This window comes from Nitrososphaera sp., from assembly GCF_036397675.1.
Classification (GTDB): Archaea; Thermoproteota; Nitrososphaeria; order Nitrososphaerales; family Nitrososphaeraceae; genus Nitrososphaera.
Genome location: NZ_DASWIL010000014.1, coordinates 1 through 18,854, shown reverse-complemented (window position 1 = coordinate 18,854; position 18,854 = coordinate 1). Strand labels below are relative to the sequence as shown.

The following is an 18,854-nucleotide window of genomic DNA, read 5'->3' as shown; positions in this document are numbered from 1 at the left end:
CCTTTTCCACTTTTTGCGGTAGGAAAAACTTATTATATCAAAAAATGCAAGTTTTAACAGTATGGAAAGCGCGCAGCAAGCACAAGCGATTACGATAACCTCCAAGGCGGCCGAGAAGGTGGCCGAGTTCATGAAGCAGGAGGGCAATACGGGCCTCTTTCTCAGGGTCTACGTGACAGGAGGCGGATGCTCAGGTCTCTCGTACGGCATGGGCTTTGAGGAAAAGGCTGACGAGGACGACGCAGTCCTTGAACAGAACGGCGTCAGATTGTTGGTGGATGGCTACAGCCAGAGGTACCTGAAGGGCACAAACATCGACTATGTCGAGAGCCTGATGGGTTCTGGTTTCAAGATAAACAACCCAAACGTGACTAAGAGCTGCTCGTGCGGACACTCGTTCAGCACAGAGTAAACTCCCTTTTTTCCTGTTTTCATTTGGATAACTTGGCGATCGCGTTATATTGTGGAATCGCGGACCCTGGTGCTGTTTCATAGTCTGCTCGAACATGACGACGTAAGGCCGCAGGTAAAAGTTCAGGTTGATTGACGCGATCTTGCCACCCTCCACGTGGAACCATTCAACCATCCTTGATATGCCTATGTCTGGCAGGTTTGTTGCAAAGTCATAGATCATGCAGGCGTCATTCCCGTCAACGAACACCTTTTTCTTTTCCATCCCTTTTATTATTGGACCAAGCCGCCTCATCACGGCCACAAGATCGTCTGTCTTGTCGAATGCTTCAATCGGTCCCCGGAAAGAAAAGCTTGTGTTGTGCAGTAGCTTCTGACCCTGTCAAAGTCCTTTTTCGCAAACGCATCACCATAGGATTCAACTAACACTTTTGGAGTTGCCATGCAACTAGTCTGGCGTGTGCTTATTTAACAATGAAAGTTACCGCGCTGAAAGCGGATGAAGAAAAGGTAAGCCGGGTTACGGCCACAGGCCGCGGATCTTGGTGGCTTCGACGACCCTGTTGACCGCAAGCACCATCGAGGCCTTGCGCATGTTGACGTCGTAGTCCTCGTGGGTCTTGTAGATTTCAAGGAAGGCCTTGGTGATGTTCTTGTCGAGTTTCTGGTTGACCTCATCCTCGGTCCAGTACTCGCGCCTCAGGTTCTGCAGCCACTCGAAGTACGACACCGTCACTCCGCCGCCGTTTGCAAGAATGTCAGGGATTACAAGCGTCTTGTTCGTGTACAGGACCTCGTCGGCGTCCGGCGTAGTCGGGCCGTTTGCGGCTTCGGCCACGATCTTGGCCTTGACATTTTTGGCGTTCTTGCCGTTTATCTGGTTTTCAAGCGCGGCCGGTATCAGGATCGTGCAGTCAAGTTCTAGCAGCTCTTCATTGCTGACCGACTTGGCTCCTGCAAATCCGACGACAGAGCCGGTCCTTTCCTTGTGCTTGCGCAACGCTGCAATTGATATGCCCGCCTTGTTGTAGACGCCGCCCTTCGTGTCAGACGCTGCTATCGCCTTTGCGCCCTGCTCTTCCACAAGTTGCGACGCAAACTGGCCGGCGTTGCCAAAGCCCTGCACCGCAATGGTGGCAGATTTCATGTTTATCTTTAGCCTCTTGGCCGCTTCTCGGACTGTGAATGCAAGCCCCCTGCCGGTCGCCTCGGTCCTACCAAGCGAGCCGCCAATCGGTATCGGCTTGCCAGTGATTACCTCGGGCTGGACGTAGTTGCCCTTTAGCGCCGAATAAGTGTCCATAATCCAGGCCATCTCTTTGCCTCCCGTGTAAACGTCGGGCGCCGGAATGTCGGTGTGCGGGCCGATGATGTCGGCTATGCCGTACGCATAACGTCTAGTCATGCGCTCTAGTTCGCCATTAGACATCTCCTTGGGGTTGCAGATGATGCCGCCCTTGCCGCCGCCGTACGGTATGTCTGCTACCGCGCACTTCCAAGTCATCCACATGGACAGTGCCTTCACTTCATCAATGGAGACCTGCGGGTGGTAGCGGATTCCGCCCTTGAACGGGCCACGGGCGTCGTTGTGCTGCGACCTAAAACCGGTGAAAACCTTGATCTCGCCGTTGTCCATCTTGGTAGGCACGGCCACTGTGAGGACGCGCTTTGGGTGCGCAAGAACCTGGTGCATTCCCTTGTCCAGCTTTATCAATTTCGACACTTCGTCAAGCTGCTTGAGAGCCATCTCAAACGGGTTCAATGCCTGAGACATTGCCTCCAAGCTAGATTGATAGCGTATTTAAGTGTTAGATTGTTCTAGACGCTCATCTTTTGCGAAATGAGCGACCGGAGTTCGTCGTCGCTCTTGCCCTCGTGGTCAATGCCAAGCGACGTGGCGATGGTCTCCAGCTTTTGCCGCTCGGTTTCGACGGGGCCCGTTATCCTCGGCAGCCTGCTGACGCCGGCGTCCCTCTTGGCCTGCTCGGCAGCGATTTCCATCTCCAGTCTGAATCTTTTTCGGGTTTTTTCGTACTCGCCCACCGCCTTGCCGATAGTCCGCGAAAACTGAGGCAGTCGCTTTGTCCCAAATATAAGTATCAGAGCAAGCAGTATGATAATGGCCCACTCCGAGCCAGCTATATTCATGAGCATGCCTGAAGGCACGGCCATACGTACGCGAATTGTCCAAGACGGGAATTAAAGATTACCTTTCAGATGTTGTCCATCAGTTTTGTTACGGTCATCTGGCAGGACGGCATCGGGTCGAGTAATACGCACAGGAACCTGTCGCCCCGGATGGTGAGCGGAACGGTTAGCAGTTTCACATCATCAAATTCTGACAATTGGTACTTGAGCGAGCCAAGCGAGGTCTCAAACGTCCGGGTCAGCGCCACCGACCTGTAGCTTGCGTAGAACAAGTTGTTCGTCACGTCGCTTCTTGCAGTGGAATTGAAAAGAGGGGATTTTATGTCGTTGCGGTATTTCCCGGTCAGCAACCTGCCGTTGTTGTAAACCACCCCGGCAAACCGGACGTTCCTATCTATGGACAGGGCAAGCTGGCACAGCTCTGTGAAAAACTCGGATTCTTCCAATGCGATCCTCAATGCCCTTTTTTGGATACCACATGATAATCTTCCACGCTATGCCGCGCGGATGCAGCCGTTCTTCAGCTAGTCTTTCGTGCCGCTTTCAAGCCTGCCGACTGCGTCCATGAACGCCTTTCGCCTGCTCTCCTCAGTCACCACGGCGCGTATGTCTTCAATCAGCATCCTTGCCACGTCGAGCTTTTTGCGCAGGCCGGCGACGACGTTGTCGTAGACTGCAAACGGGTAGACCGCGCCGTAGATCTCCTCCATGACTGCAAACAGAGATTCCGCGCTCTGGGCCTTGCCGGCCCTCATGCTGTCGTAGACGAGGCGCTTTATCTCGCCCACGCAGTCGAGCAGGCCGGTGAGGTACGCGGGACCCGAGACCTCTAGGTCATCCATCGACGGTACTGCCGAGCCTTCGATTACGGACCGCAGAGCATACGCCTCGACCAGCTCCTGCTCTGCGACTGAAACGTACTTCTTCAGATCTTGCTGCGCGGACGCTCGGAACTCGTCGAGCATGGCCTTTGCTCCGTCCATGTCTTTTTTCGCGACATCCATCTCGCCCCTGTGCATAGCAATTATCGACTTGCTGCAGAGCATGACCGCATCGCGCGTTCCCTTGATCAGTTTTTCGCGGCGCTCCTGTACGTCCTTTAACTCCGCATCGATGGCTTCGAGCGAGTCCCGTATGCCAAGCTCTGACATGGCCTTTATCGTCAGCCATTTCAATAAAAGACTTGCGACAAACCTTATTTCCGGGGGACGCAAACGCTAGTCGGGCTTGGGGAACATCCGCCGGAGCAGGGGATACGCGTTTGAGCACGGGCTCGTCGAGCGCTTTAACGAGCTGAAGGACTGGAGGGCCAGAAGGCTCGGCGGCTCGTCGACCGGGCTGCCTGACATTGTCGCAGTCAACAACGAGAAAAGCGTGTTCCTCACGATTGAGGCCAAGTCCGGCACGAGCAACATACTGTACGTGCCGCAGGACCAGATAGAGCGGTGCGTGATGATAAGGGAGATGTTTGGTGCATATAACGAGCGCCACGTCGTTTTCGCGTTCAAGTTCATGAGCAAAAAGAGGTTCCGGCGCAAGAACAAGACCGTCTATGAACAGAGAAAGCTGGTGGAATACTACAAGGTGGCAGACCTCCTTGTCGGCGTCAACCCGCTGCCGGTGGTAAAGTGCACCTACGAGGGCAAGACTTTTGCGATGCTCGGCAACAAGACCTTCTCCCTTGCCCTGCCAGACCTGCCGATGCCTTTCAGGAACGGTAGAAAGAAATGAAGAAAGCGACCGTGCTTGAATTTTCCGGGCTGGATGAAAAGGTCGAGATAGAGCTTGACTATTCTCACTCGCCTGCTCCTGTCCGTCTTGCAGGTTCACGCGCAGGCCCGGTATCGAGACAAATGGACCGGGCAGCACGCATGCAGGTGCTAGGAGCAAAAGCTACTACTACCAAGAGGGCGGTTTTTTGCACTGTTTCTCAAAGGCCGCCTCATCATATTAGATTAATAGTTTTCACGTGTGCTTTGTCCAATATTTCTACAAACCTGTGGCCCGGTTGCACGGTATCAGGCACGGACTAGATAGCAATTGGTAAGTTAATGACATATTTCCTAGCCTTTTGAACAAAAAACATGCAATTATTATATGATATTTTGCCAGTGATGGTTTTTATGAATAGTGTAGGCCTCGAATGCAATTATTTTTTGTTCCACATTACTTATAAGCAAAGAAAACGATAATTACATTGATTTTTAGATAAAAATGAAAACATCTCTAATCTCTCCATGCAAGCACGATCGGACGGTCACCGACCCAGAGTCCGGGGAAATTATTTGCCGGAACTGCGGGCTAGTGATCTCTGACAAGATCCAGGAGACCCGCCCCGAGTGGCGCGCGTTCACTTCGCAAGAGGCGGACGACAGGGCGAGGACCGGGATTCCAAGCTCACTTGCGCGCCACGACATGGGCCTGTCCACCGTCATCGCTAGGACGGACAAGGACGCCAGCGGGCGAAGGATAGAGGGTGTCATGAAGGCCACGATGGACCGCCTCAGGGCGTGGGACTTTAGGACGCAGGCCCACACGCCGACTGACAGGAACCTCAGGCAGGCGTTCTCCGAACTAGACAGGCTCAAGGACAAGCTGTCGCTCTCCGACGCAGTAGTCGAAAAGACGGCCTACATATACAGGAAGGCGCAGGAGCGCGGGCTTGTGCGCGGTCGCACGATATCTGCCACGCTCGGCGCAGCGCTTTACATAGCCATCCGCGAAACAGGCATGACAAGGACGCTCAAGGACATCGCTGAAACGAGCAACGTCAAGCGCAAGGACCTGGCGAGGATGTACCGGCTCGTCGTGATGGAGCTTGACCTGAAGATACCCATGATAGACCCGATGAAGTGCATCGTAAGGGTGGCAAGCAAGGCGGGCCTTTCTGAAAAAACGAAACGCCACGCCATGAACCTGATGCACGAAGTCGTCAAGGAACGCATGTCGGCGGGCAAGGACCCGATGGGCCTCGCAGCGTCTGTCCTGTACATGTCGTGCCTGGCGACGGGCGAGAACAGGACGCAGACAGACATCGCAGAGGCCGCAAGCGTCACAGAAGTGACCGTCAGGAACAGGTACAAGAGCCTAAAGGGCCAGCTCGACGTGCTGGCCAACTAGGCGCCCATATTTTAGGCAACACCTATATAGCAACTTCGCAATCAAGTGGTGAGCCGTGGCAGCAGCCGGCGAGTTTGCGCTCAAGAGAAATGCACTGCGCATATCGCTAATAGCTATCACTTCTGTCTTTGTATTCGAGTTTGTCGCAGGCGTAATCACGAACAGCCTCGCGCTTTTGACAGACAGCACGCATGCGCTGCTCGACTCTGTCGTCACCGGCATCCTGATAATTGCAGTCCGCCTCGCGTCAAAGCCCCGCGACATCGAGCACACGTACGGCCACGGCAAGATAGAGGCCATAGGCAGTTTTATCGGCGGCACGGCGCTCTTTGTGGTTGCAGTACTTTTCATCTTTGAGGGGTTTGAAAGGATAGCCTTTGGCGGGCCGGCCGCGCTTGTAATCCCCGGGACGATTGGCTTTGCAGCAGCAATCTACACGCTTGCCGTCGACGTTTTCAGGATAACCGTGCTTGGCCGGGCGACTAGGAAATCCGGCGCTGCCACGCTCAGGGCCGACCTGTACCACGCAGTAGCCGACTTTGGGTCGACCTCGGTCGCGCTCTTTGGGCTGTGGCTTGTCACGACAGGAGTGTACGCCGGCGACGCAGCAGCTGCTATAGTCCTTGGCGCGTTCTTGGCTTATCTGAGCAGCAGGTTTGCCTACCAGAACGCAGTAGAACTGACAGACAGCATACCGCCCCGGCTCGTAGCAACGGTGAAACAGGCGGCGGTCGAGACTGAAGGCGTGTTTGGCTGCAGCGACATAAAGATGCGCAGGGTGGGCATGGAGATATTCGTCGATACCACGATAAGCCTCATGGCTGACATGAGCTTCGAGAAGGCGCACGAGACGAGCGCGCAGGTGGAGCGCAACATAGCCAAGGCGCTTGGGATTGGAGATGTGCAGAACATCACCGTCCACTTTGAGCCGGTGTTCAGCCCCGACCTGCCGCTGGAATCAATAATAGAGCGCGCCGCGGCGCGCGTGCGCGGGGTCAAAGGCGTCCACAACATCATAGCATCCAGGGTGGGCGGCACCGGAAGGCTGGAAGTGTCACTGCACATACAGGTCAACAGGTCCGCCACCTTGAGCGAGGCCCACGCTATCTCTAGCGCGGTCGAGGACTCAATAAAAGGCCAGCTGAAGGACTCGGACGTAACCGTGCATCTAGAACCGCTGATGCCGGGGCTGGCCGGCGTGCAACCCCTTGCAGACGCGGAGATGCAGGACTCTATAACGCAGATAGTCCTTGCCTCTCCTGAAATCAGGAAGGTGGGCAGGATAGCGACGTTTCGGACGGACGACGACGTGCTCAAGATAGATGTGAACTGCATATTTTCGCCCGAAGGGCCCGCGACGATAGAGCAGGTGCACGAGCGGGTGACTGACATCGAGAAGCAGATAAGGAAAAGGTATCCCGGCTCAATCGTCACGATACACGCCGAGCCGGGTTGAGCTCTTTATATCCATGGCATGGTGCTCTTGACTGGATGGCAGTCATCACCATCAACCTGCCGCTTGCCAAGAAACTGATGCCGCCAAGGAAGGCGACTGCCAAGAAGGGCGACAGCGGTACAGTGATTGTAGTCGGCGGAAGCCGCTACTACCACGGCGCGCCGGTCTTTACTAGCATGGCCGCGCTCCGTTCTGGCACCGACCTAGTATACACCGCAGTCCCCCGTTCAATAACTACAGAGGTCCGGTCGTTCTCGCCTGCGCTCATTGTGCTGCCGCTGCCGGACGACAAGCTGACCGTCGGCTCTGCGAACAGGCTTGCCGCGATGATGCCAAGAAAGCCCGACTCGGCGGCGATAGGCATGGGAATGAGTATCGCCAGGCAGGAGGCGCTGACCGCGCTTGTCAGGAACCTGAAAGAAAAAGGAACAAAACTCTTGCTTGACGCGTCGGCGCTTGTGCCCGACGTGCTTCCAGAGATAAAAGATACGAACACAATAGTCACGCCGCATGCAGGCGAGTACAGGCGCCTGTTCGGCGAGGACCCCGGCGGGACGGAAAAGGAGAGGGTGGCAAACGTGCAAAAGATGGCAAAAAAGCACGGCATCACGGTCTTGCTGAAGGGCCCGACTGACGTCGTGTCGGACGGCAGGCGCGTGGGCATCAACAGAACGCACAACTGCGCCATGACGGTCGGCGGGACAGGCGACGTGCTTTCAGGCGTAGCTGCAGGGCTCTTGTGCAAGATTGATCCTTTTGAGGCGTCGCTCCTTGCAGTCTATTTCAATGGGCTTGCGGGCAACCTGTCGTTTAACCGCGTGGGGCTGCACATGACCTCGACTGACCTTCTCGAGGACCTGCCACACGCCATGAAGCGCTTTGACGAGATAGTGAAGTAGTGCTTGATTAAATAACCCTGCACGCTTTCAGTAGGTCATGAGCGGGCCGGCGCAAGAAAAAATCACGTTTGACGAGTTTATGAAGGTTAAACTGCAGATAGGCAAAGTGGTAAGCGCTGAGCCCATTCCAAAGATGAAAAAGGTGTTCAAGGCGCTGGTCGACATCGGGGGCGAAAAGCGCGAAGTCGGGGTAGGCGCGGCGCTCTGGATCAAGCCTGAGGATTTTGTCGGCAGGACCGTGGTCATCTGCACGAACCTGCAGCCCCGCAAGATAGGTGAGATGACGTCAAACGGGATGCTCTTGGCAGCGGACGGGCAGGAAGGCAGGCCGGTGTTCTTGACCATTGCGGAAGATGCGCCACTTGGTGCGCTGGTACACTAGCCAATGCCGGGGCCGTACTTGCTCGGCTCTTTCTTTTTCTGTGCCTCTTCAAGGATTGACTCGTACTGCCTGTCAAGAAGTTTTGTGTCAAGCGGGATGTTTTCAAGCCTTGAGAACGCCGCAAGAATGCTCTTTGCGGCCAGCGGCTGGGGGACGGTCGTCTCGGCAATCTCGCCAAAGAGCCCTATTGCGTCGACTCCGCGCTCTGCGGCCAGGCCGAGTATCACGCCGTTAAACCAAGTGATGCTTGATATCTCCGGGCCAACCAGGTCGATGGCCGCCCTTGCAAGCACGTTTTTCAGCTCGGGCTTGTTCACTACGCCACAGACCCTAGGCGCGCCAGTCAGCTGCTCGCGCAGGTATCCGCCGGCGCCGTAAAGCCTTGTCACCTTTCCCGCGCCTTGCGCAAAGTCTAGCAATGTATTGCAAAGCGCGTGCAGCTCGCCGGGGTCCTGCGGCTGCGACTCGCCGGTGAATATCATCATGCGATGCTCATTGTCGAAGTAGACCTTGTACGCGTCGCTTGCGCTTTTCACAACGCCGTCGGCGTACGACACCCACGGCTTGTCGCTTGACACCATCTCGGCCACCTGCTCGCATTTTAGGTTCTGGGCAAGAAACGACGAGACGAGGCCCCCGACCCGGCCCATATCGGGAAGTGAGGCAAAAAGCGCAAATTCCTTTTCGCTGACCGGCTTTATCACATTCAGCTTCATTTTCCCATCCCGTTTATCCTTGCCAGAAAGGCGCATATTGCTGTATAGTCCTGCTCTGAAAATCCGCTGTTGCTTGCCGCGCGGAACATCTGCTGGACTGCTGAAGTTGCCGGGATCGTTATGCCTTTTGCCTGGGCAGTGCCGGTGGCAAGCTCCAGGTCCTTGAGCATGTTCTTCAAGTGGAAAGATGGCTCAAAGTCTCCTGCGACCATCTTGGGGCCCTTTTTCTCCGAAAGGCCCGTCCTAAAGTATGTGGAGTTGAGAATCCTGATAAACACCGCGGGATCAATGTCGCACCCCCTTGCAAGTGTTATCCCTTCAGACACTGCGGTTGCGATGAGCGCGATGTTCATGTTCAGCGCAAGCTTGACCGCGTTTGCAGTGCCGGCCTTTTCGCCGATGTAAAAGACCTGCTTCCCAAGCGCCTCTATGACCGGCCTTGCCTTTTCAAAGGCGGCCTTGCTCCCGGCCACCATAGGTATCAGCTCGCCTGTTTCTGCCGCGGCCGGCCCGCCCATGACGGGCATCCCGAGCATCTCTATCCCGTGTTTTTTTAGCTCCTGCGCCAGCTGCTCGGACTGGGAGGGCGCAATGGTGCTTGCGTCGGCAACTATTGGCCGGTTCTGCGACGCGGCCACGCCTTCCGGCCCCGTCAACACGTCTATGGCCGCGTCAAAGTCAGTCACGACCGTTATCACTACATCGCACCAGCCGGCCAGCTCTTTTGGGCTTGCCGCTAGGCGCGAAATTTTCGAGAAAGCCTCCGCCTTTTGCCTGCTGCGGTTGTAGACGGCCAGTTCGTGGCCGGCGACCCCAAGCCTCCTTGCCATGCCGGAGCCCATCAGCCCCAGGCCTATGACGCCGACCTTCATGCCCTTGGTGCGCCCTTGCGCCAATAAAAAACTATACTCGGCCGTGCGATCGTGTCGTAACAAAGGTGAAATCATGGATAACTTTTGTATACAATAGTAACTGCCTTTGCCACTTGCTGTTATCAGAGAGTATAACATAATATGTCCTGGTTTGGATATCCAGGGAACTGAGATGATATAACACGGATGGATATCCCGGGGCTATTGCTGAAAGGGCAGGCCAAGGGCACCACGTGGTTTGTGGAAAATGGCATGTCAGAGCCGTCCCACGATTCAATTGGCCAGAGAAGGACAGCGCTTCTGTGTGCCTACAACCTGTTCAGGATCGACCAGACAAGCGCGGCAAAGGCCGCCGAGCTGCACGACTTTGCAGTAGTTGAGGTCCTGCATGCGATATGAGCAAGAGTGGGACCCCCTCCCCCACAGGTGTAGCCCGGCTTATTAGCATCGAATATGCATGTCACAACATGTCAGGACTATGGTACAATATGCAAGCCCCCGAATACGAACAAAAGGCAAGCAAGTCGATTATTCACCCCTTCAGCGTCAAGGGCTACGGGGGACTGACGATAAACCCGTACCAGGGGTGCCAGCACAGGTGCGCCTACTGCTACGCCACCTACGAGTGGTCGCCAGAGTTTTACGACAGGATTTACGCCAAGAGCAACGCGCCAGAGGTGCTTGAGCGCGAACTGGCCTCGTGGAAAGGCTCGAGAATCAACCCGGTCATGGTTTCGTCTGCGACGGACGCCTACCAGCCGGCGGAGCTCCGGTACGGTCTGACAAGGAGGTGCATCCAGGTGCTGCAAAAATACAACGTGCCGTACTATGTATTTACAAAGTCAGCAGTTATCGAGCGCGACTTGGAGCTGCACGCTGGTTACAGTCAGAACTGCTTTATCGTCTGGTCGGTAACGACTTGCAACGAGGGGATAAGGAGGATAGTCGAGCCCGGCACGCCCCCGGCCGCAAGGATATTTGAGGCGATCGAAAAGTTTGCCAGCGCAGGAGTCGCCTGCGGGGTGAACGTGGATCCCATAATGCCTCTGGTGACTGACAGCGACGACGAGCTTGGCGCGGTTGTAGACGCGTGCAAGAATGCAAGGGTCAGGTATGTTTTTGGCGCGATGCTCAGGCTCAGGACTGACATATGGGACAGAATGAAGTCGGTGCTTGCGCTGCTTGGCGTAGAAAACGGAGCAGAGCAGTACAAAAAGATCTACGGGTTTGAAGAGCCGCTTTCTGGGAGCTATGTCGCGTGCGACAAGGATTACGGCAAGCAGGTGACTTGCAGGCTCGGCGATATGGTGCGCGCAAGGGGCATGAGCAGCGGCTTTCCGGAACACGTCGGCCCCAGGGAAATAGACAGGTCGTGCACCGGCCAAAAGTCTATACTGAATTACGTCGCAGTGTAATCTAGCAAACAGCTTCGTTCGGAGGCTTTTGCGCGTTTACTTGCGCGGTTTTTTGTAGTCCTCTGCAAGAAACACGGCCTCGCACTCGCAGTGGCCGTCTATCCTTACCTGCCTTCCGCACCTCGGACAGATGCTAAGCGGCGCCGGGGCCTCCGTCTCCATCTCAAACACGACGGACATTATCCATGATATTGTCGCGCCAAATTATTAAGATTTTGGTACTGTTCCGATTATGGTTATTCCTATCTGGTTGTTCGGGTTTGGTTGGTGAAACTATGATTTGTAAGTCACCAATGAAAGTGATTTTAGTCCGAAAACCAAGACCCAACTGCCGAAAGCAAGCATTATTGCTCATAATACCGTAATTACATAGAAACCTGAACCATAATCGCATGCATATGGTTCAAACGTCCGTTCGAATTCTTGGCTAATTTCATAACAATCGTAAGCGATCCGCTCATAAACTACGATTAAAAAAATACCAAACCTACAGCAACAACGCTTGCAACGGCAACAACCTTGCCTTTATGCATGGATACCACCACTATTGCTGCACAGCAGTTTATTAGATCTATGGGGGATGAACACCAACCAACGCCGAACAACCAAAGAAAACAACCACGATCCGAACAGAGCCAAGATTTTGGCATGAAAAGGAAATATCATGCTGCAATTGCAGTATTCGCACCATACTATGGTAAATCCATGCGAAATACGGCATCTACTGAAATTTTTTGCACCGTTAGAAGGTTAATACCCCTGCCCGCTTGCAGAAAAGCAGTGAGCTACAGGAACCCGGTGCCCACCGTAGACGCAATAATGCAAAAGGACTCAAAGATCCTGATGATAAAAAGAAAGAAGGAGCCATTCGCGGGCTGCCTTGCGCTCCCAGGAGGCTTTGTGAACGAGGGTGAGACTGCAGAGGACGCGGCAAAGCGCGAAGTGATGGAAGAGACCTCGCTTGAAATAGATCCCATAGAGATATTGGGCGTCTATTCTGACCCCGCGAGGGACCCGAGGCGACAAACGCTCTCGGTTGTGTTTGTTGCAATAGTAATCGGCGGCAACGAACGGGCAGGCGACGACGCGGCCGGCCTGGAATGGGTCGAGCTTGCCGACGTAGAGAAAATGAAGAACAGGATTGCGTTTGACCACGCCAGGATACTTGCAGATTATCGCAATTGGAAAACTTCGGCGGGCACCTTCTGGTCCACAAAGCGCCGGACCCAAAATGATTAAAGCCCTTTAGGGCATAGCAGACATGTTTGCGCTCTGAAAAAGACGTCAGGCTCCGCATCGATTTGCTTGAGGGGCAGTCGAATACGATTGCAAAGATGCTCGCCAAGGCCATGCAGGAGCACAATGAGCAGGCGATAAAACAATATTCGGAAAAACTGGCGCAGGGTAAGGGCAAGGTGGAAGAGCTGCTCTGGGTGCTCGGCTTGAAAACCGGCATGGGCATTCTTGAAAGCAGTGTGGCCGTCAACGGGGAGGATGTGACGGTGGGCGAAGTGCTCGAGAAACTGAAAGCAAACGAGATAAAGATGGACGACCTTGCGCCTGACGTGCAGGCGCTGGTGCGCAAAGGGGCGCTGGAGATGCACAACGCGATGAGGCACACGACTTAACTTGAACAAATTATAGAAAGTTAGGCTGTACAAATTACCAAAACACCCGTTATAGGGTGGAAAATATATATAAAATAACACCGTTATACTATCTGTATATGACCACTGAAGACCTGAACATGGATTATAGCAAGTACGACTTTAAGGATTCAACCGAGCTTTACGTTTACCTGAGCAAGAAGGGGCTCTCCAGGGGCACGGTTGAGGAGATAAGCAAGATGAAAGGCGAGCCGGACTGGATGCGCGATTTCAGGCTAAGATCCTATGATGTTTTCATGAGCAAGCCAATGCCAAACTGGGGGGGCGACCTGTCCAAGATTGACTTCCAGAACATCTACTACTATGCCAAGGCGTCAGAAAAGACCAGCAAGAGCTGGGACGACGTGCCCGAGTCTGTTAGGAACACGTTTGAAAAGCTCGGCATTCCTGAAGCGGAGCGCAAGTTCCTTGCAGGAGTCGGCGCCCAGTACGAGTCTGAAACTGTTTATCACCATTTAAGGGAAGACCTACAAAAGCAAGGTGTAATTTTCTCTGACACCGATACCGCGGTCAAGGAATACCCCGAGATTCTCAAGAAGCACTTTGGCAAGGTAATCCCGCCAGAAGACAACAAGTTCGCAGCGCTCAACAGCGCAGTTTGGTCAGGCGGCTCATTCATTTACGTCCCACCGGGAGTCAAGGTGGACCTTCCGTTGCAGGCATACTTTAGGATCAACGCCGAGAACATCGGCCAGTTCGAGCGCACGCTCATCATCGCGGATGAGGGCGCCCAAGTCCACTACATCGAAGGGTGCACGGCTCCTGTCTACTCGACAGAGTCGCTTCACTCTGCAGTCGTTGAGCTGATTGCAAAGAAGGGGGCCAAGATACGCTACACCACCATCCAGAACTGGAGCAAGGACGTCTACAACCTCGTGACAAAGAGGGCATATGCGTATGAAAATGCGACTGTAGAGTGGATCGACGGAAACATTGGAAGCAAATTAACAATGAAATATCCTGGAGTCTACATGCTTGGCAAGGGTGCACACGCAGAAGTAGTGTCAGTCGCCTTTGCTGGAGCAGGGATGCATCAGGACGCAGGAGCAAAAGCCGTGCACTTGGCTCCAAATACAACTTCTAGAATCACAAGCAAATCTGTCAGCAAGGACTCTGGCAGGACCACCTACCGCGGGCTTTTGCACGTCGCCAAGGGCGCGACGGGAGTCAAGTCTAGCGTAAGGTGCGATGCGCTCTTGCTTGATGAAAAGTCCAGGACGGACACATACCCGTACATAGAGGTGAACGAGGACGACGCTACCATCACACACGAGGCGACTGTCGGCAAGATAGGCGAGGATCAGATCTTCTACCTGATGTCAAGGGGGTTCTCTGAATCCGACGCGCTGTCAATGATAGTAGGCGGATTCATGGACCCATTCACAAAAGAGCTGCCGATGGAATATGCCGTAGAGCTTACCAGACTTATCAAGATGGAAATGGAAGGCTCCGTCGGTTAATCTCACACTTTTTCTGGTGAGCTGAGATGACCACACTATCAGGTGTTAACCAAGAACACGTAGACGCGGTGGCAAGTGGCGAGCCGGCGTGGCTTGCAGAATCGCGCAAGCAGGCGCTGGCAAAGTTCCTGTCACTGCCATCAGAAGTCTCGCCGCTTTATTCGAAATACTCGGACGCAAACAGGATCAAGCCCGAAGGCGTACACCTTGCGATTTTGCAGACAAAGCATGAGGTAGGAAGCGACCTTGCAAAGAGGCTGGAAGAGCTCGAGAAGGAGACTGGCATCTTGCAGGTCGGCGCAGAGACAAGCCGCGTGTTTGTCAAGGACGACGACGCCAAGAAAGGAGTCATAGTAAGCGGCATCAGGGAAGCGATAACCAAGAACGCAGACCTTGTCAGGGCGCATGTCGAGGCAAACCCGCTGGACTTTGGCGAGGACAAGTACCTTGCACTCGAGGCCGCGGCGTTCCAGTCAGGCGTATTTGTATATATCCCAAGAAACGTCGTGGTCGAAGAGCCCATCAGGCTCATTACGTCTCTGGCAGAAGACGGGACGTCGCTCGTTTCAAGGAACATCCTAGTCGCGGAAGAGAACTCGAAGGCGACCGTAGTCCAGGAGTTGTATGCGCCAGGCGCAGGAAGTGGCACGCAGCAAGGGTACTTTGAGCTTATAGAGACGTCAATCAAGCCCAACGCACATCTGGAAGCAGTTACGCTGCAGGCGATGGGCGCAGACACGGTCTGCGTCTCGAACAGGAAGGCGTTTGTTGAAAGGGACGCCAAGATGTCGTGGTACTCAGGGTTGTTCGGAAGCCTGCTTTCGCGCTACAGGACTGACAGCATCATGAAGGGTTCCGGCGCCACTGCAGAAGACATTGAGATAGTGTTTGGCATAGGCAGCCAGTCGTTTGACATCACCTCAAACCTCATCCACAACGGCCAGTACTCCAGGGGCAGAGTCCAAGTAAAGTCGGTTCTAAAGGACACCTCGAAATCGCTGTTCAAGGGAATGATAAAGATAGGCAAGGGTGGCAAGGGCACCGAGTCGTATTTGTCGGGCCACGCAATCCTGCTTGACAGGGGAGCAAAGTCAGATTGCGTACCGGGGCTCGAGATTTTGACAAACGAGGTCAGGGCGACTCACTCGGCCTCTGTCGCGCAGATGGACGAGGGCCAGATATTCTACCTGATGACACGTGGGCTGAGCAGGGAAGGGGCAAAGCGTGAGATAGTGTCCGGATTCCTCGAACCGCTGTCAAGGAAGATGGGCCCGACTATCAGGGCGTGGGTCAACTACCTCATAGAAAACAAGTGGCAGGGCAACACACTGATGCTCAAGACGGACGAAGCGATGGAGCAGATCCTCGAGGTTGAAAAATCCCGCTACCGCGAGACGCAGGACATATTCGAGAAGCACTACAAATACAGGTGACCTTTTTGGAAGAGTGGGTCAGGGTGTGCGATGACAAGTCTCTTGGAAACGGAGAGATGGCAGGGTTCGATCACGGCGAGAAAAAGATCATGGTTGCAAGGGCGGCAGGCAAGGTGTACGCGACAGACAGGATATGCACGCATGCCTTTGCGGACCTGGCAAACGGCATCATGAACGAGGAGGAGTGCACGGTCACATGCCCGCTGCACCTGTCGGCGTTCAAGTTGGAAGATGGCGTGCCGCAGAGCCCGCCTGCTGAAAATCCGCTGAGAACTTACAAGGTTAAAATACAGGACGCGGGAATTTACATCGACATCGGTTAAGCTTATGTTGCAAAAGGGCGTTTTGGACGTTGAGAAGATAAGGCAGGATTTCCCCATACTCCAGCGCAAGGTGATGGGAGGCAAGCCGCTTGTCTATCTCGACAATGCCGCGACGACGCAAAAGCCGCTTGCTGTAATCAACGCCATCAGCGACTATTACAAGAACTACAACTCCAACATCCACAGGGCCGTCCACCAGCTGGCAGAGGAGGCCACAATAGCGTACGAGGATACAAGGAAAAAGATAGCGAAATTCATCAACGCCAAGTCGACTGACGAGATAATATTCACCCGCAACACGACTGAAGCGATAAACCTGGTCGCTTATTCCTGGGGCAGGCAGAATGTGAAAAAGGATGACAGAATAGTAATCACCGAAATCGAACATCACTCTAACATAGTGCCATGGCAGATACTGACGCAGGAAAAGGGCGCGAAACTGGAATACGTTGGGGTAGGCGACGACGGATACCTGAAGATGCACGAATACAGGGACTGCCTCGACTCAAACAAGGTCAAACTAGTATCGGTCTCGCAAATGTCAAACGTGCTTGGCACCATAACGCCGGTCGACGAGATAATCAGGTCGTCGCACGAAAAAGGGATACCGGTATTGATCGACGGCGCGCAGTCGGTCCCGCACATGCCAGTCGACGTGCAAAAGATGGACTGCGACTTTATGGCGTTTTCAGCCCACAAGATGCTGGGCCCGACTGGCGTCGGCGTGCTTTACGTAAAGCGCGACATACTGGAAAAGATGCCGCCTTTCATTGGCGGAGGCGACATGATAAAAGAGGTCCACAAGTACGAAACAAGATACAACGACCTGCCGTACAGGTTCGAGGGCGGAACCCCCAACATCGCCGACGTCATCGGCTTTGCCGCGGCAATAGACTACCTCGACAATCTGGGCATGGACAAAGTGCGCGAGCACGAGGTAGACATAACAAAGTACGCGCTTGACAGGATATCAGGGGTAAAGGGCGTGACGCTTTACGGGCCGGCAAACGTAAATGACAGGGGTGGAGTGGTATCGTTTAACATCGGCGACATACACCCGCACGACCTTGCGACCATAATGAACGACCACGGAGTCGCCATCAGGTCGGGGCACCACTGCGCTCAGGTGCTTATGGAAAGGCTTGATGTCGCCGCAACATCAAGGGCAAGCTTTTATATCTACAACACAAAACAAGAGGTCGACAAGTTCATTGAAGCGCTCAACGAGGCAAGGAGGCTGTTCAAGATTTGAGTGACGACATTTACCGTGAGATAATACTCGACCACTACCGCAACCCGCGCAACAAGGGCAAGATGCCAGAAGCAGACGTGAGCATCCACGACTCCAACCCGCTCTGCGGGGACGAGATAGACATCCACCTGAGGGTGGACGGCGACAAGATAAAGGACATCAAGTTTGAAGGGCGCGGCTGCGCCATAAGCCAAGCAAGCGCCTCCATGCTGACAGAGATGGTGATGAACAAGCCCTTGACGTCGGTGAAGGACCTGACAAAGGACGACATCCTCGAGAGCATCGGCCTCCTGAACCTGGGGCCGGCAAGGATCAAGTGTGCCCTCCTGTCGCTAAAAGTTTTGAAGCTGGGCATGGTCAAGTATTACGCGGACCGCGACCCCGATTCTGCCAAAAAGCTGCAGGAAGACACCCGGGCGCTCTAGGCATGTCGGCGCCGAAGGTAAGCAGGCAGGACATACGCAAGACAATTTCCGACAACTTTAACGGCGCGGACATCAGGTTCTCCAACGACGAAATACTGGAGCACCTTAACGAAGCCGAAAGATACAAGGCGATGAACCTCGACGTGCTTGACTTTGAGGATGTGCTGCTCGAGATGGAGCAGTCGGGGTTTTTGCGCCCCATTGCGCAGAATTTCAACACGCGCTATTACAAGATAATGACTGGCTTGGAAGAAAAAACCTGCAAGGACTGCGATACGAAATCATGGTTTGCGGAAGCCGAGGAGCCGAAGCTGTGCCCGCAGTGCAGGTCTGCAAACATTTCCTAGCTACAGGCCGACGCTTTCTATCAGGGTTGTCAGCTCATCGTACTGCTCGATGAATTTCCTACCCTTTGCAGTGATGGTCAATAAACCCTCTGGCATGTGTTGTATCATGCCCTTGCTTTCCATTTCCGCAAAGTGGTTCACCATCTTGTCGTACGAAAGCCGGGAATAGTGCTGTATGCGAGTCGGCCGAGCGTCGCCGTTCCGGAACGTGTCTTCTTCTATCGCGCACAGGATGTCGTAATACAGCTGGAGCCGGTGCCTCTTTTCATGCCTCAATCTCGAGGTCCCTCCTCCTTGCGGCGGCCATCCTGATTGCGTGGCGCATCGCGTACACAAGTAACGCTAGGCCGGCAACCCTGACGGCAAGCGAGCCTGCAAACGCGACGCTGCTGTTGTCAAAATATGTCAGCACAAGCGAGTACTGCTCAAGGGCCAGGAGCGCAAAGGCTACAGGCGCATACAGCAATTTGGCGTTGGCGGCCTTGACAAGCGAAATGATGGCGCTCTTGAATATGTACCCAAGCACCG

The 18,854-nt window shown here is 54.2% G+C and carries 25 protein-coding genes; 16 read left to right on the top strand and 9 right to left on the bottom strand.

The genetic code is table 11. The features are described from left to right. Nucleotides 1-61: 61 nt before the first annotated feature. Nucleotides 62-412 (top strand): iron-sulfur cluster insertion protein ErpA, encoded by a 351-nt coding sequence (erpA, locus tag VGA14_RS02685; RefSeq protein ID WP_331002201.1) that lies wholly within the window; start codon nucleotides 62-64, stop codon nucleotides 410-412. Between the two features lie 519 nt (nucleotides 413-931). Here the strand turns inward: erpA and VGA14_RS02680 are convergent. The 4 genes from VGA14_RS02680 to VGA14_RS02665 form a co-directional block, all read right to left on the bottom strand. After that, nucleotides 932-2,185, bottom strand: coding sequence for a Glu/Leu/Phe/Val dehydrogenase (locus VGA14_RS02680; protein ID WP_331002200.1), 1,254 nt, complete (start codon nucleotides 2,183-2,185; stop codon nucleotides 932-934). Nucleotides 2,186-2,229: 44 nt separating this feature from the next. Next, on the bottom strand, nucleotides 2,230-2,583 hold the full coding sequence (locus VGA14_RS02675) for a twin-arginine translocase TatA/TatE family subunit (protein ID WP_331002199.1): 354 nt from the start codon (nucleotides 2,581-2,583) through the stop codon (nucleotides 2,230-2,232). 41 nt (nucleotides 2,584-2,624) lie between these two features. After that, entirely contained in the window at nucleotides 2,625-3,005 is a 381-nt protein-coding gene (locus VGA14_RS02670; RefSeq protein ID WP_331002198.1) for a hypothetical protein, read from the bottom strand. Between the two features lie 78 nt (nucleotides 3,006-3,083). Continuing rightward, nucleotides 3,084-3,734, bottom strand: a complete 651-nt coding sequence (locus VGA14_RS02665; protein ID WP_331002197.1) for an RNA-binding protein — start codon at nucleotides 3,732-3,734, stop codon at nucleotides 3,084-3,086. Nucleotides 3,735-3,786: 52 nt separating this feature from the next. Here VGA14_RS02665 and VGA14_RS02660 point away from each other — a divergent pair, with 52 nt between their 5' ends. From VGA14_RS02660 to VGA14_RS02640, 5 genes are all read left to right on the top strand, one after another. After that, nucleotides 3,787-4,290 (top strand): hypothetical protein, encoded by a 504-nt coding sequence (locus tag VGA14_RS02660; RefSeq protein WP_331002196.1) that lies wholly within the window; start codon nucleotides 3,787-3,789, stop codon nucleotides 4,288-4,290. A gap of 483 nt (nucleotides 4,291-4,773) precedes the next feature. Then, nucleotides 4,774-5,679, top strand: a complete 906-nt coding sequence (locus tag VGA14_RS02655) for a transcription initiation factor IIB (RefSeq protein ID WP_331002195.1) — start codon at nucleotides 4,774-4,776, stop codon at nucleotides 5,677-5,679. Nucleotides 5,680-5,734: 55 nt separating this feature from the next. Next, nucleotides 5,735-7,135: a cation diffusion facilitator family transporter gene (locus VGA14_RS02650; RefSeq protein ID WP_331002194.1), complete on the top strand. Its 1,401-nt coding sequence runs from the start codon at nucleotides 5,735-5,737 to the stop codon at nucleotides 7,133-7,135. A gap of 35 nt (nucleotides 7,136-7,170) precedes the next feature. Beyond that, nucleotides 7,171-8,034 carry an NAD(P)H-hydrate dehydratase gene (locus VGA14_RS02645; protein ID WP_331002193.1) on the top strand — a complete coding sequence of 288 codons (864 nt, stop codon included), beginning with the start codon at nucleotides 7,171-7,173 and terminating at the stop codon, nucleotides 8,032-8,034. 37 nt (nucleotides 8,035-8,071) lie between these two features. Continuing rightward, nucleotides 8,072-8,416 (top strand): methionine--tRNA ligase, encoded by a 345-nt coding sequence (locus VGA14_RS02640; RefSeq protein WP_331002192.1) that lies wholly within the window; start codon nucleotides 8,072-8,074, stop codon nucleotides 8,414-8,416. On the opposite strand, the gene VGA14_RS02635 is transcribed toward VGA14_RS02640, so the two are convergent. Both VGA14_RS02635 and VGA14_RS02630 read right to left on the bottom strand, forming a co-directional pair. After that, a complete protein-coding gene (locus VGA14_RS02635; protein WP_331002191.1) occupies nucleotides 8,413-9,132 on the bottom strand; it encodes a PAC2 family protein in 720 nt (239 codons plus the stop codon). The genes VGA14_RS02640 and VGA14_RS02635 overlap by 4 nt on opposite strands. Beyond that, on the bottom strand, nucleotides 9,129-10,004 hold the full coding sequence (locus VGA14_RS02630; protein WP_331002190.1) for an NAD(P)-dependent oxidoreductase: 876 nt from the start codon (nucleotides 10,002-10,004) through the stop codon (nucleotides 9,129-9,131). Before VGA14_RS02630 ends, VGA14_RS02635 begins: the two co-directional genes overlap by 4 nt. A gap of 204 nt (nucleotides 10,005-10,208) precedes the next feature. Between VGA14_RS02630 and VGA14_RS02625 the strand changes: the two genes are divergently transcribed. Beyond that, nucleotides 10,209-10,403: a hypothetical protein gene (locus tag VGA14_RS02625; protein ID WP_331002189.1), complete on the top strand. Its 195-nt coding sequence runs from the start codon at nucleotides 10,209-10,211 to the stop codon at nucleotides 10,401-10,403. Nucleotides 10,404-10,471: 68 nt separating this feature from the next. After that, nucleotides 10,472-11,419 (top strand): SPL family radical SAM protein, encoded by a 948-nt coding sequence (locus VGA14_RS02620; protein ID WP_331002188.1) that lies wholly within the window; start codon nucleotides 10,472-10,474, stop codon nucleotides 11,417-11,419. Between the two features lie 36 nt (nucleotides 11,420-11,455). On the opposite strand, the gene VGA14_RS02615 is transcribed toward VGA14_RS02620, so the two are convergent. Continuing rightward, a complete protein-coding gene (locus VGA14_RS02615; RefSeq protein ID WP_331002187.1) occupies nucleotides 11,456-11,599 on the bottom strand; it encodes a hypothetical protein in 144 nt (47 codons plus the stop codon). 600 nt (nucleotides 11,600-12,199) lie between these two features. On the opposite strand from VGA14_RS02615, the gene VGA14_RS02610 reads away from it, so the two are divergent. From VGA14_RS02610 to VGA14_RS02575, 8 genes are all read left to right on the top strand, one after another. Next, complete coding sequence (locus VGA14_RS02610; protein ID WP_331002186.1) at nucleotides 12,200-12,658, top strand: NUDIX hydrolase; 459 nt, start codon at nucleotides 12,200-12,202, stop codon at nucleotides 12,656-12,658. Nucleotides 12,659-12,684: 26 nt separating this feature from the next. Next, nucleotides 12,685-13,047, top strand: a complete 363-nt coding sequence (locus VGA14_RS02605; protein ID WP_331002185.1) for a hypothetical protein — start codon at nucleotides 12,685-12,687, stop codon at nucleotides 13,045-13,047. Nucleotides 13,048-13,145: 98 nt separating this feature from the next. Next, nucleotides 13,146-14,546: a Fe-S cluster assembly protein SufB gene (gene sufB, locus VGA14_RS02600; RefSeq protein ID WP_331002184.1), complete on the top strand. Its 1,401-nt coding sequence runs from the start codon at nucleotides 13,146-13,148 to the stop codon at nucleotides 14,544-14,546. A 26-nt stretch (nucleotides 14,547-14,572) separates the two neighbouring features. Then, nucleotides 14,573-15,979, top strand: coding sequence for a SufD family Fe-S cluster assembly protein (locus tag VGA14_RS02595; RefSeq protein ID WP_331002183.1), 1,407 nt, complete (start codon nucleotides 14,573-14,575; stop codon nucleotides 15,977-15,979). Continuing rightward, nucleotides 15,976-16,302, top strand: coding sequence for a non-heme iron oxygenase ferredoxin subunit (locus tag VGA14_RS02590; protein ID WP_331002182.1), 327 nt, complete (start codon nucleotides 15,976-15,978; stop codon nucleotides 16,300-16,302). Before VGA14_RS02595 ends, VGA14_RS02590 begins: the two co-directional genes overlap by 4 nt. Nucleotides 16,303-16,309: 7 nt before the next feature. After that, nucleotides 16,310-17,554, top strand: a complete 1,245-nt coding sequence (locus VGA14_RS02585) for a cysteine desulfurase (RefSeq protein ID WP_414690217.1) — start codon at nucleotides 16,310-16,312, stop codon at nucleotides 17,552-17,554. Then, nucleotides 17,551-17,979, top strand: coding sequence for a Fe-S cluster assembly sulfur transfer protein SufU (sufU, locus tag VGA14_RS02580; RefSeq protein ID WP_331002180.1), 429 nt, complete (start codon nucleotides 17,551-17,553; stop codon nucleotides 17,977-17,979). The genes VGA14_RS02585 and sufU overlap by 4 nt, the downstream gene beginning before the upstream one ends. Before the next feature lie 2 nt (nucleotides 17,980-17,981). Continuing rightward, nucleotides 17,982-18,326 carry a hypothetical protein gene (locus VGA14_RS02575; protein ID WP_331002179.1) on the top strand — a complete coding sequence of 115 codons (345 nt, stop codon included), beginning with the start codon at nucleotides 17,982-17,984 and terminating at the stop codon, nucleotides 18,324-18,326. Here VGA14_RS02575 and VGA14_RS02570 read toward each other — a convergent pair whose 3' ends face one another. Then, nucleotides 18,327-18,602, bottom strand: coding sequence for a winged helix-turn-helix domain-containing protein (locus tag VGA14_RS02570; RefSeq protein WP_331002178.1), 276 nt, complete (start codon nucleotides 18,600-18,602; stop codon nucleotides 18,327-18,329). Further along, a partial coding sequence (locus VGA14_RS02565; protein ID WP_331002177.1) for a hypothetical protein occupies nucleotides 18,592-18,854 on the bottom strand: 263 nt, incomplete at its 5' end. The genes VGA14_RS02570 and VGA14_RS02565, both read right to left, overlap by 11 nt.